Genomic DNA, 12,109 nt, shown 5'->3' with positions numbered 1-12,109 from the left:
TTCAACCCCCAAAGTGCAAGCAGAACCCTGTGCGACACGCGGCCGGTGCTTCAAGAGTGCTGCTCAAGTGCTTGAAAGCAAAGAGTGGGTATTTTCCGAAACATTCCGTTAGACTAGGACCGCGCGCGGCCGGATTCGATTCGGATCACAGCGCAACAGAATGAACCTTGGTAAAGAGGTGACAGGGGCATGAGTCAGATAGAAGAACTACAGCGCCGTATTATCGCTGCCATGGAACGCATCGGTGCGGGTGTTGAAACACTCGGTGCGGCAGCCCCTGCGGCCAGCGGGTCGGATCAGGACCTGCGTGAGGCGCTGGACGAAGAACGTATCGCAAATGCACAGCTGGAAGAGCGGCTGAATTCGCTGAAGACGCAGCATACGCAGGAAGTTGATGCTATGCGCGCCGAAATCGGTGCGCTGAACCGGGAACCTGCCGACAATGCCGAGGCCGACGGGTTGCGCGAGCAACTGGCCGAAGCTGCTGCAAAACTGGCCTCTGTCGAGGCGGCCCGTGCTGAGCTGGCGGATGCCAAGGCCGCGTTGGAAAACCGCGATGAAGTAACGGCGCTGAAGGCAGAGATAGAGACAATGCGTTCCGCGCAGGAAAGTGCTGAGGACGCAACTGCATTGCGCGCCGAACTGGATCAACTGGCCCCGATCGCGAAACGGTCGCAAGAGCTTGAATCAGAAGTTGCCCGTCTGCGGACAGAGTTGGCCGACAGCGAGCGTGTCGCAGAGCTGAATGCAGAGTTGGAAATGTTACGGGCCGAGCGGACCAGTCATGGCGCCGCGATGTCCCGACTGGACGACGATCTGCAGCGACTCAGAAAGGCAAATGACCAGCTGCGCGAGACGGTCGAGGAACTGCGGGCCGCCGCCAGCGAGGGTATGACAGATGCCGAAATGCTCAACCGCGCAACTGTCGCCGAGCTCGAGGCGACACGTGCCGCACGCGCAACGGATGCGGCCGAGGCGCACGCGGTGCTGGCCCGGCTGGAACCGTTGTTGAACCGCGCTAACCTGACGGAAGGAGAGGTGGAGTAATGCCTGAGGTGACCATTCATATCGGTGGGCGCGGCTTTGACGTCTCTTGTCAGGATGGCGAAGAGGTGTTCCTGCAGGCTGCGGCCAAGATGCTGGACGACGAAGCGCAGGTTCTGTCCGATCAGATCGGGCGCATGCCGGAATCGCGCATGTTGCTGATGGCCGGGCTGATGCTGGCGGACAAAGCCGCGGCAAGCGAGGATCGGATCAAATCGGTCGAAGCGAAACTGGCCGAGGTCGAGGCCGAGTTGTCAAATCTACGCAATGCGCCAGCACCGGAACCAGAACGTATCGAAGTTGCCGTAGTTCCGCCATCAGTTACTGATACACTGGCTGAACTTGCCGCGCGAGCCGAAGCGTTGGCATCTGTTGTCGAAGAAAGGTCGATAAAATGAATTTGCTGCGCGCAGCTTCCTTTGTGTCCCTGATCATCATGCCAGTCGCCGCCATTGCCGAGATTGATGTTCTAGAGGTCACGTTTACCTGCGAAAACAATGTGCCGCTGCCGGTCAGCTATTTTAACGCATCTGACGGGTCAGGTGCTGCCGCCATGATTGTGGATAACAGCCTTGTGGCTTTGCGGCAGGTCGAAAGCGGGTCGGGCATTCGCTATGAATCCATCGGAGGCGAGGGCACATATATCCTCAGCTCAAAAGGATGGGATGCGACCATAAGCTTTAGGGCGGCAGGGAGCGCCGCCGGTCAAGAGCAGGTCATCTATCAGCAATGTAGCAGCCGCTGAGCGGCTGATCAGGCGTTGGCTTCGCGGATTTTGTCGGCTGCCTCTTTGTCGTAGCCGACCTCGTTGTCGTCGAACAACGTGTCAAGCTCACCTGACAGGGTCATCTCAGTGATGATGTCGCATCCGCCGACAAATTCGCCTTTGACATACAGTTGAGGTACCGTAGGCCAGTCGGAATAATCCTTGATGCCCTGGCGAACGTTTTCATCGGCCAGAACGTTCACGTCAGTATAGTCCACGCCCATATAGTTGAGAACACCGGCCACGCGGGACGAGAACCCGCACTGGGGCATCTCTTTGGTGCCCTTCATATACAGTACAACGTCGTTGGCTTTGACGGTTTCGTCGATCTGGGTCTTCACGTCGCTCATGTCGCGTTTCCTTGTCGTCGGCGCTCAGTCGCGCCCATTCATACGTTCTCGTCGCTCGTTTTCAGCCTGGGCCTTGTTGACGAGGTCGATATCTGTGGCTTCCATCCCAAGCGGTGGTTTCCCATTCATTTTGGGAGCTTGCCATCTGACTATCGCAGATAGCAAGTCCCAGAACTTTTGAATCATTCCGGCACTTTGGTGGTCAGTGCCAGCGCGTGCAATTCCCCATCTGGGCCGTCCATCTTGCCTTTCAAGGCCGAATAGACAGCGCGTTGCTGTTGCACACGGTTTTTACCACGAAAGCTCTCATCTACGACCATCGCGGACATATGGACGCCATCATGCCCGCCAACCTGAATATCCGCATCGGGAAAGGCTTCGCGCAGCAGGCTTTCAATTTCGTGGGCGCTCATCGGCATGTAGGTTTCTCCTGATGGTCTTTCTCAAGATGTAGAGCTATGGGCAGGCCCGTGCAAGAGCATCCGTGACTTGAGAAACAGCAAATCCCGCGCGATCAGAACGCGCAGGATTTCGGGCACGGCATACGTGTTTTCACTCAGGCGACGGCTGCCGCGAAACTTGACCGGAACGTGGTGGTCAGATCTTCCAGCGGGGCCTCAGAGTTGCCGATCTTGACGGCATCGCCGGTGAAGCGGCCAACCGATACTAGCGGCACGCCAGCCTGACCCGCGGCGATCATCAGCGCCTCGGCCTGATCAAAGTTGCAGGCCACCAGATAGCGGGCCTGATCCTCGCCGAACAGGAACTCGGTCGAGGCCTCGTCAAGGCAGACACCAACGCCCGCTACCTCGGCCAGTTCGAACGCGGCCAGGGCAAGGCCGCCATCGCCCAGATCTGTGCAGGCCTTGATCATGTCGCGGTTGGCGCGGATGAAATCGCCGTTGCGCTGTTCTGCGTCCAAATCGACATGTGGCGCGTCGCCGTCTTCGCGGTTGAACACTTCGGCCAGCAGGGCGGATTGGCCCAGATGGCCCTTGGTTTCTCCAATTACCAGCGCAACGTGGCCTTCGCGCACCTCGTTGCCAATGACCTCATCAGCGTGCGCCAGCAAACCAACCGCACCGATTGTCGGTGTCGGCAGGATCGCCTGACCGTCCGTCTCGTTATAGAGCGACACGTTCCCCGACACGATGGGCATATCCAGCGCGGCCACCGCTGCGCCGATGCCTTTGATGGCACCCACAAACTGGCCCATGATCTCGGGCTTTTCGGGATTGCCGAAATTCAGGTTGTCTGTGGTTGCCAGTGGCTTGGCCCCAACAGCGGTCAGATTGCGATAGGCTTCGGCCACGGCCTGTTTGCCACCTTCTTCCGGGTTTGTACGGACATAGCGCGGCGTGACGTCAGACGTGAAGGCCAGCACCTTGTCGGTGCCATGCACGCGGATCATGCCAGCGCCCAGCCCTGGTGCGCGCGCGGTATCGGCCATGACCATCGTGTCATATTGCTCGTACACCCATTGTTTGCCCGCATAGTTGGGCGAAGAGAGCAGGGCGCGCAGCCCGTCAATCGGGTCGATCTGCGGCACTTCGGCCAGTTCTTCGGCCTGCGGCGTCGGTACCCATGGGCGATCATATTCCGGCGCGGTCGAGGCGAGTTTGGACAGCGGCAGGTCAGCCTTGATCTCGCCGTTATGCATGATCAGGAACCTGTCCTCGGCGATGGTTTCGCCGACAATGGCAAAGTCCAGATCCCACTTCACGAATACGGCGCGCGCCTCAGCTTCCAGTTCGGGCTTGAGTACCATGAGCATGCGTTCCTGAGATTCTGACAGCATCATCTCGTATGCGGTCATGTTCTCTTCGCGCTGAGGTACGGTTTCCAGATCAAGCCGGACGCCCAGACCACCCTTGTCGCCCATCTCAACAGCAGAGCAGGTCAGGCCCGCCGCGCCCATATCCTGAATGGAGATCACTGCGCCGGTCTTCATCAACTCAAGCGTCGCCTCCATCAGGCGCTTTTCGGTAAAGGGATCACCGACCTGAACGGTGGGGCGCTTTTCTTCGATGGTGTCGTCAAACTCGGCCGAGGCCATGGTTGCGCCGCCAACGCCATCACGGCCCGTTTTGGCCCCGAGATAAACCACAGGCATCCCAACGCCGGACGCTGCCGAATAGAAAATCTTGTCGCTGTCGGCCAGACCCGCGGCAAAGGCATTCACAAGGCAGTTGCCGTTATAGGCCGGATGGAACCGAACCTCGCCACCCACACAAGGCACGCCAAAGCAGTTGCCATAGCCGCCGATACCCTCAACCACGCCATTGACCAGTTGGCGGGTTTTGTGGTGATCGGGCTCACCAAAGGACAGCGCGTTCATCGAGGCGACAGGCCGCGCACCCATGGTGAAGACGTCCCGCAGGATGCCGCCTACGCCGGTTGCTGCACCCTGATAAGGCTCGATATACGAGGGGTGGTTGTGGCTCTCCATCTTGAAGACCACGGCCTGGCCGTCACCAATATCGACCACGCCCGCGTTTTCACCAGGGCCGCAGATCACCTGCGGACCGGATGTAGGCAGGGTGCGCAGCCATTTCTTCGAGGATTTGTAGGAACAATGCTCGTTCCACATGGCCGAAAAAATGCCCAGTTCGGTAAAGCTTGGCTCGCGCCCGATGATCTCAAGGATCATGTCGTATTCTTCGGGCTTCAACCCGTGTGCAGCAATCAGATCCGGAGTGATGGCAGGCTCTTGCATGGTCTGTCCTGTTTGAAAGGTGGCCGAGGTTGCGCGCCTTTTAGGGCAACGGCGGTGCGCTGGGAAGGGGCAAGTGGGCGCAGACAGGCAGGAATGCTGTTCCTGCGAAGAAATACAGCCCAAAAAGAAGAGGGGCCCGACATTCGGGCCCCTCGGTTTTCAGTTTTACTTGGTCTCTTGTTGTTGCTGAGCCTGCTGGGCAACTGCGTCGCCAGCGGCAGCGCCAATCGCGGCCTTTTGCTCTTCATTGAGGTTCTCGGCGTCATCCAGCCCGGGGATCGCCACACGAACCTCGCGGCGGGCAAAGTCGATGCCGTTTTCTTTGAAAGCTGCCTTGACCCTGTTGAAGATTTCCTTGCGCAGCGTGAACTGCTTGCCGGGTTTGGCCATGAATTTCCCGCGGATGATCATGCCGACATCGTCAAAGTCAAAGACACCCTGCGACTTGAACGGCTGCAGGAAACCATCTTTGTGCAGTTCGTCCTCCATCATCGCAGCACCGATCTTTTTGAAGATCTTCTTCACCTTGTTCGGATCTGTGTCGAAGGGCACGGTGAACTTGAGCTTCATGATGACCCAGTCGCGGCTGTAGTTGGTCAGCTTCTGAATCTCACCATAGGGAATGGTGTGTACCGGCCCGCGATGGTGGCGCAGTTGCATCGAGCGGATCGAGATTTTCTCGACCGTACCGGTTGTTCCGCCCACATCTACATACTCACCCACCCGGAACGCATCGTCGATCAGGAAGAAAATCCCGCCTACTATATCCGACACCAGTTTCTGCGCGCCAAAACCAATGGCCAGACCCAGGATACCAGCGCCAGCCAGCAGCGGGGTGATATCCATGCCCAGCGCGCCCAGCGCGAGCAGGCCGAAGATGACCGCAAGCGCGACCTGAGCCGTGACCCGCAGCAGCGGCAGCACGGTTGCCAGACGTGAGCCGCCCGATCCGCCGCCTTCGCCGGCTTCTTCGTCCGGGCTCTGGCCTTCGGTTTCTTCTTTGGCCAGCCGGCGGTTGATCCAGAGCGAGACGACCTCGTTCAGGATGTAACCAACGGCGATTAGCAGGAAGAACTGGATTACACGTCCACCGGCATCCGTACCCGCGCCCGCGATCTCTTGCAGGTCAAGGTCCCATGCGTTGGCGATCATCAACACGATAAAGATGCCAGCCAGAACGCGCCCAATGCGGATATAGCTGCGCTTGGTCGATTTATAGGCGCGTTCGGCGATCGCACCATGGCCGATGATTGGCGGCTGCAAATGACGAACCAAACCTCGGATCAACGTATCAATCGCCGGCAGGATCAGCAGCCAGAACATCGTGGTGAAATGCGCGCCTTCTGCGGCCAGCGCAACAAGTTGGGGGTTTCTGGTCGCAGCCAGATATTCCACCACAAGCCACATTACGAATGAAACGCCGATGGCGAAATAGGGGTACGCTTCGGCGACACGCTCATCAAATTCGGTGCGATCTGGATCGGTGCCGCGCATCATTTCGCTGAGACCCGCGCGTGCAGTCCACGCAATCAGCCCGATATAGATGTGGATCGAAGTGTTCAGCCAGAAGCCTAGGCGCGTTTCGCCCATCTCGACACCATTCAGCGTGTTGAAGCGGATGATGAACATGGTGAAACCGATCAGCAAAAACAGACCGATCAGGTTGCGGTGCAGGTATTTCGCCCAGTGATCATCGATATTGACCAAACGCAGCTCTGACTTCTCCGGGGCCAGCACAAAGCGGGAAATGGCAGCGCCCAGCCGAGGAACCCAGATCAGGAAGAACACAAATGGTGCGACTTGCGAGATCTGCTCGGGGTCCAGCAATTGTCGTCCGACCAGCACCAGCGAGTAATAGAATACTACAAGACCCAGCAACTCGCGGCAGAATCGGCGGAGGAGAAACGTCACCGCACCGCGCAGATCATTTTCGGCGCCTCCAGGAACGGCTTTGATCCACCGACGTGTCCAGATTCCGACGATTTTTTCCGCCGCAAAACCGATGGCAAGAGCAAGCAAGGTATAGCCAAACAATGTCGTCAGGCCATTCATGCCAAAGGTTTTGCCAAAGTTGGAAAAGGCCTCGAGCTGCAGTGTGACCAGCGACGGCAGTTTGTGAATAACGTCCATCCACGACGCAGCAATCGCGGTGGCAGACTCGGACAGGCGCGTTACCAGCCCTTTTTTCTTGGCCGTTGCGGCCTGCTGTTGGGCGGCAACTGCGTCGAGGCGTTCCAAAAGTATCGAGCGCACCTGATCGTCGGACATCCGCGCAACCAGATCGTCCACCTGATCCGGTGTCAGGTCCTCGGGTATCGTCACGGTGCTTGCCGATGAAGAAGAACCACCGGTGGCCGGAATTTGTGCGAAAGCTGGCACTGCCAAATAAATAGCAGCAATCAGCGCCAAAAATAGGCGCGCTGGATGGAACATATTTTTTCCCTCGAAGGCAAAAGTTTATTTTTGTTTTACCGTATCATAGGCGGGCAAAAGGCAGAATCCCAGAGAAATTGATCAACTAGGCCGAGCAGGGAAGAGCCGAAGCCAAAAAAAAGGCCGAGCACTAAGCTCGGCCGTAGTCCAACAGGGAGGTATGAAGATGATGAGCGTTTCAGCATCACCGCCTTCGATTGCTCATTTAGTTATCACGGTAAGTACGTTCAAGATTTATTAGTAAAGTTTCTGACATGGCCGCTATGTTGCTAGCGCATAGCTAGAGTTTTCCCATCTGTCGCAAGTGCTTGCGATGAGAGATGATCTCATCCTGAACAAAGTCGCGGAATGCCGCGATGCGCTGCGATTGCCGCAGTTCTTCGGGATAGGCAAGATAGACCGGAACGTCGGCGCTTTCGATGTCGGACAATATGGGGACCAGATCGGGGAAATCTTCGGTCACGTAATCGGGCAGCATACCGATGCCAAGATCATGCAGCACCCCCTGCAGGACGCCAAAGTAGTTGTTCACTGTAAGAAGCGAACTAGGATTGCATGTCATCAGATGCCGGACCATAGATGCGCCAGCGCCAACCTGTGGTGCGGACGGAGTCTGGCAAATCAGTCGGTGCTTGGAAATATCTTCCAGTGATTGCGGTGCACCACCATTGGTCTCAAGATAATCTCGTGTCGCATAAAGCAGCATCCGCACCGTCATGAGCCGTTTCCGAACCAGATCGGCCTGACTGGGTTCTTTCATGCGGATTGCAACGTCCGCTTCGCGCATTGGCAGGTCCAGCACACGCTCTTCCAGCATCAGGTCGATATTGAGATCGGGATACTTCTCATAGAGCTTCGGCAGGCGCGGGGCCAGCCAGAGTGTTCCGAACCCGAACGTCGTGGTGACGCGCAGCACCCCGAAAACCTCATCCTCGCTGTCGCGGATCCGCGCCGCGGCGGCATCCAGCCGTTTTGACATGGCTGAGGTGGCATCAAATAGCAGCTCGCCCTGTTCGGTGAGAATCAGACCTCGCGCATGGCGGTGGAAAAGGGTGGCATCCAGCGATTCCTCCAGCGCCCTGATCTGTCGGCTGACCGCAGATTGGGACAGATTCAGCTTGTCTCCCGCATGAGTCAGGCTGCCTGCATCAGCCACCGCGTGAAATATTCTGAGCTTATCCCAATCCATCATCGCAACTTTCGTTATCCTCAGGCAGCCCTATATGAAAGAGGTAACAATTTCCACAATCAAACGGCGAAATCGTTACGTAGAAGGGGAAAATTACTATACAGGTCAGGTTTTATGACCTAAATTGAATAGAAATGCAGCACACTAATCCGACGAGGGGAGGCGTCAGATGAGTCAGCCGAAAATTTCGCTCAACGACCGTTTCGATCTATCCAAAAGCCCGGTGCTTCTGAACGGCACCCAAGCCCTCGTGCGGCTTATGATGATGCAAAAGGCGCGGGACCGCGCCGCAGGCCTGAATACCGCCGGATTGGTCACAGGATATCGAGGGTCGCCCTTGGGCGCTGTCGATCTGCAAATGTCGCGCGCGCAGAAGCAGCTGGTCGAAAATGATGTGACGTTTCAATACGGATTGAACGAGGATTTAGCCGCGACCGCGCTTTGGGGCAGCCAACAGGCGGGGCTGCGCGGCGACGGCAAGTTCGACGGTGTCTTTGGTCTGTGGTACGGCAAAGGACCGGGCGTGGATCGCTCAGGCGACGTCATGCGCCACGCGAATATGGCCGGCACCGGCAAGTATGGCGGTGTGCTGGTGGCCATGGGCGACGACCATACGGGCGAAAGCTCGACGGTGCTGCACCAGTCTGAATGGTCGCTTGTCGACATGTATATGCCCGTGGTCAGCCCAGCAGGTGTGCAAGAGATCCTTGACTATGGCGTCTATGGCTTCGCCCTCAGCCGGTTTGCCGGCGTATGGGTCGGTCTGAAGACCATGAAAGACACGATCGAGGTGACCTCGGTCGTGGACGGGCGTCCTGACCGGATGCCTCTGGTGACCCCCGAATTCGACATGCCCGAAGGTGGGTTGAACATTCGTCTTGGGGATACGCCGCATCTGCAGGAAACGCGGATCATCGACTACAAGCGCTTTGCGGCCGAGACATTTTCGCATGCTAACCGGCTGGATCGCAGGGTTTGGGGCAAGTCTGGTGCCAAGATCGGCATCGCTGCGGCAGGCAAGAACTGGCTGGATCTGGTTCATGCGATGTCGCTGCTGAATATCGACGCGAATGAGGCCGAGCGTCTTGGGATCACCACCTATAAGATCGGACAGACGTTTCCTCTGGACATGAAAGGGTTCCACGACTGGGCCGAAGGTCTGGACCTGATCATTATCGTAGAAGAAAAGCGCAAGCTGATCGAGGTCCAGGTCAAAGAAGCCATCTTTGATGACCGGCGCGGTCGTCGGGTCTATGGCTGGTACAAGGGCGGCGCCGGCGCGCTGCACCGCGAAGAGCTGTTTCCGACCCGTGGTGCGCTTGATCCGATCATGATTGCGGAAAAGCTGGGCAATATCCTCATCGAAGAGGGGCGCGACACGGATGGAGTCCGTGCCGGGCTGGACAAGCTGGACGAGGCACGCCGCGCCGACAACGCTCAGGAAATCGCAACCCGGTTGCCGTATTTCTGCTCGGGCTGTCCGCATAACAGCTCGACAAAAGTGCCCGACGGCAGCCGCGCCTATGCAGGCATCGGGTGTCACTATATGGTGCAGTGGATGGACCGCGAAACCACCGGTTTCACCCAGATGGGCGGCGAGGGGGCCAACTGGGTCGGTGAAGCGCCGTTTTCCACAACCAAGCATGTGTTCCAGAACCTTGGCGATGGCACCTATAACCACTCGGGCGTGCAGGCTATTCGTGCGGCTTTGTCGGCGGGGACCAACATCACCTTTAAAATCCTGTTCAACGATGCGGTTGCAATGACCGGTGGGCAGGACAATGAAGGCGATCTGACCGCCGAGCGCATCGTGCGCGAAGTCAAAGCCATGGGCGTACAGCATGTTGCTGTTGTCTATGACGAAAAAGAAGATGTGAACTTCAAGGCCTTGCCCTCGGATGTCGAAACCCACGAGCGCGCCGATCTGATGCGTGTGCAGGAAAAGTTTCGCGAGATCGAGGGCGTCTCGGTCATTGTCTACATTCAGACCTGCGCCGCCGAAAAGCGCCGCCGGCGCAAACGCGGCAGCTTTCCGGACCCGGATAAACGCGTCTTCATCAACACCGACATCTGCGAAGGTTGCGGCGATTGCGGGGTTCAATCCAACTGCGTCTCGATTGTACCCAAAGAAACCGAGTTTGGCCGCAAACGGGCCATCGACCAGTCAAGCTGTAACAAGGATTTCTCTTGCCTGAACGGGTTCTGCCCGTCGTTTGTGACGCTGGAAGGTGCGCAAATCCGCAAAGAGGCAACCACTGATCTGGACCTGCCGGATTTGCCTGCCCCATCGCTGCCAGCGATCAGGGGCACCCATAACGTGGTGATTACCGGAGTGGGGGGTACCGGCGTTGTCACTATCGGAGCGATCCTTGCGCAGGCCGCGCAGATCGACGGCAAGGGTGCAGGCGTGATGGAGATGGCCGGTCTGGCACAAAAAGGCGGCGCGGTTCACATCCACTGCCGTCTGGCGAACAAACCCGAAGACATCAGCGCCATTCGTGTGGCAACGGGCGAGGCGCATGCGCTGATCGGCGGTGATCTGGTGGTGTCGGCGGGTTCGAAAACACTTGGCCTCACGCAAACCGGTCAGACCGGGGCTGTGGTCAACAGTCACGAGATCATCACCGGTGATTTTACCCGCGATACCGAGTTTCAGATACCGAGAGACCGCCTGGAGCTGGCGCTTGAGGCGCGATTGAAGGACGGGTTGTCTCTGTTCGATGCCACCGATCTTGCGCGTGCAGTGATGGGCGACTCGATCTATTCTAACATGATGATGTTTGGCGCGGCGTGGCAGCGCGGCTTGCTGCCCGTCAGCCACGCGGCGATCATGCAATCCATCGAGCTGAACGGCACCGCCATCGAACGCAACAAGCGTGCCTTTGATGTGGGTCGCTGGGCCGTGCTGCATCCTGATGAGGTGGCCAGCATCCTGCAACCTGCCATTGTTGAGCTGCCGAAAACGCTGGATCAAAAGATCGATCTTCGCGCCGAGCATCTGATCGCCTATCAAGGACCGCGCCTTGCCAAACGCTATCGCAAGATGATCGACACGGTCGATGACGTGGATGTCAAAGAAGCCATCGCAAAAGGATATCACAAGCTGCTGTCCTATAAGGATGAGTATGAGGTCGCTCGGCTGCTTTTGGACAGTCGCGAGAAAGCGGCAGCAGAGTTTGATGGCGATTTCAAAATGACCTTCCATCTGGCACCGCCCATTCTTGGGGGAACAGGTGCGGATGGTCGTCCGCGCAAACGCGCGTTTGGCGAATGGATGCTGAAACCGCTTAAGTTTCTTACCAAACTCAAAGGTTTGCGCGGAACGCCGTTGGATATCTTTGGATACACTGCCGAACGGCGGATGGAGCGGGCGCTGATCCGTCAGTACGAAAAAGACATGAAAGTGGTGTTGCCGAAATTGTCTGACGAAACGAAAGACGCAATTGTCGCTCTGGCCCGGCTGCCACTGGATATTCGCGGCTTTGGCCCGGTTCTGAAAGCAAACGAAGCAAAGGCCGCCAAGCGCCGCGAAGAATTGCTGTCAGTCATCCGTCAGGGCGGAGAGGGGCTCAAGGCAGCGGCCGAGTAAAATGTCACAGGCGTGTCATGCG

The 12,109-nt window shown here is 57.6% G+C and carries 9 protein-coding genes; 4 read left to right on the top strand and 5 right to left on the bottom strand.

The annotated features are described in order from the left end of the window. Window positions 1–189: 189 nt before the first annotated feature. Genes ACR0I7_RS05095 through ACR0I7_RS05085 form a run of 3 tightly spaced genes read left to right on the top strand, consistent with a single transcriptional unit; the run spans window position 190 to window position 1,789 of the window. Window positions 190–1,047 (top strand): hypothetical protein, encoded by an 858-nt coding sequence (locus ACR0I7_RS05095; protein WP_480509057.1) that lies wholly within the window; start codon window positions 190–192, stop codon window positions 1,045–1,047. Further along, entirely contained in the window at window positions 1,047–1,442 is a 396-nt protein-coding gene (locus ACR0I7_RS05090; RefSeq protein ID WP_480509055.1) for a cell division protein ZapA, read from the top strand. Before ACR0I7_RS05095 ends, ACR0I7_RS05090 begins: the two co-directional genes overlap by 1 nt. After that, window positions 1,439–1,789, top strand: a complete 351-nt coding sequence (locus tag ACR0I7_RS05085; protein WP_480509053.1) for an MliC family protein — start codon at window positions 1,439–1,441, stop codon at window positions 1,787–1,789. Before ACR0I7_RS05090 ends, ACR0I7_RS05085 begins: the two co-directional genes overlap by 4 nt. Window positions 1,790–1,797: 8 nt before the next feature. On the opposite strand, the gene grxD is transcribed toward ACR0I7_RS05085, so the two are convergent. From grxD to ACR0I7_RS05060, 5 genes are all read right to left on the bottom strand, one after another. Then, on the bottom strand, window positions 1,798–2,160 hold the full coding sequence (grxD, locus tag ACR0I7_RS05080) for a Grx4 family monothiol glutaredoxin (RefSeq protein ID WP_480509051.1): 363 nt from the start codon (window positions 2,158–2,160) through the stop codon (window positions 1,798–1,800). Between the two features lie 182 nt (window positions 2,161–2,342). Continuing rightward, window positions 2,343–2,579, bottom strand: coding sequence for a BolA/IbaG family iron-sulfur metabolism protein (locus ACR0I7_RS05075; RefSeq protein ID WP_480509049.1), 237 nt, complete (start codon window positions 2,577–2,579; stop codon window positions 2,343–2,345). A gap of 137 nt (window positions 2,580–2,716) precedes the next feature. Continuing rightward, window positions 2,717–4,876, bottom strand: coding sequence for a phosphoribosylformylglycinamidine synthase subunit PurL (purL, locus tag ACR0I7_RS05070; protein WP_480509047.1), 2,160 nt, complete (start codon window positions 4,874–4,876; stop codon window positions 2,717–2,719). A gap of 165 nt (window positions 4,877–5,041) precedes the next feature. After that, window positions 5,042–7,309 (bottom strand): mechanosensitive ion channel family protein, encoded by a 2,268-nt coding sequence (locus tag ACR0I7_RS05065; RefSeq protein WP_480509045.1) that lies wholly within the window; start codon window positions 7,307–7,309, stop codon window positions 5,042–5,044. A 280-nt stretch (window positions 7,310–7,589) separates the two neighbouring features. Continuing rightward, window positions 7,590–8,498, bottom strand: coding sequence for a LysR family transcriptional regulator (locus tag ACR0I7_RS05060; protein WP_480509714.1), 909 nt, complete (start codon window positions 8,496–8,498; stop codon window positions 7,590–7,592). Window positions 8,499–8,667: 169 nt separating this feature from the next. Between ACR0I7_RS05060 and ACR0I7_RS05055 the strand changes: the two genes are divergently transcribed. Next, window positions 8,668–12,087: an indolepyruvate ferredoxin oxidoreductase family protein gene (locus tag ACR0I7_RS05055; RefSeq protein WP_480509043.1), complete on the top strand. Its 3,420-nt coding sequence runs from the start codon at window positions 8,668–8,670 to the stop codon at window positions 12,085–12,087. Window positions 12,088–12,109 lie beyond the last annotated feature (22 nt).

This window comes from Ruegeria sp. AM1 (genome assembly GCF_056540745.1).
Note: the sequence above shows the minus strand (reverse complement) of the source record. Positions and strands in the feature narration are given on the sequence as shown.

Coding starts and splice junctions, on each gene's coding strand:
- ACR0I7_RS05095 (WP_480509057.1), top strand. CDS start 190: ATGAGTCAGATAGAAGAACTACAGCGCCGTATTATCGCTGCCATGGAA.
- ACR0I7_RS05090 (WP_480509055.1), top strand. CDS start 1,047: ATGCCTGAGGTGACCATTCATATCGGTGGGCGCGGCTTTGACGTCTCT.
- ACR0I7_RS05085 (WP_480509053.1), top strand. CDS start 1,439: ATGAATTTGCTGCGCGCAGCTTCCTTTGTGTCCCTGATCATCATGCCA.
- grxD (WP_480509051.1), bottom strand. CDS start 2,160: ATGAGCGACGTGAAGACCCAGATCGACGAAACCGTCAAAGCCAACGAC.
- ACR0I7_RS05075 (WP_480509049.1), bottom strand. CDS start 2,579: ATGCCGATGAGCGCCCACGAAATTGAAAGCCTGCTGCGCGAAGCCTTT.
- purL (WP_480509047.1), bottom strand. CDS start 4,876: ATGCAAGAGCCTGCCATCACTCCGGATCTGATTGCTGCACACGGGTTG.
- ACR0I7_RS05065 (WP_480509045.1), bottom strand. CDS start 7,309: ATGTTCCATCCAGCGCGCCTATTTTTGGCGCTGATTGCTGCTATTTAT.
- ACR0I7_RS05060 (WP_480509714.1), bottom strand. CDS start 8,498: ATGGATTGGGATAAGCTCAGAATATTTCACGCGGTGGCTGATGCAGGC.
- ACR0I7_RS05055 (WP_480509043.1), top strand. CDS start 8,668: ATGAGTCAGCCGAAAATTTCGCTCAACGACCGTTTCGATCTATCCAAA.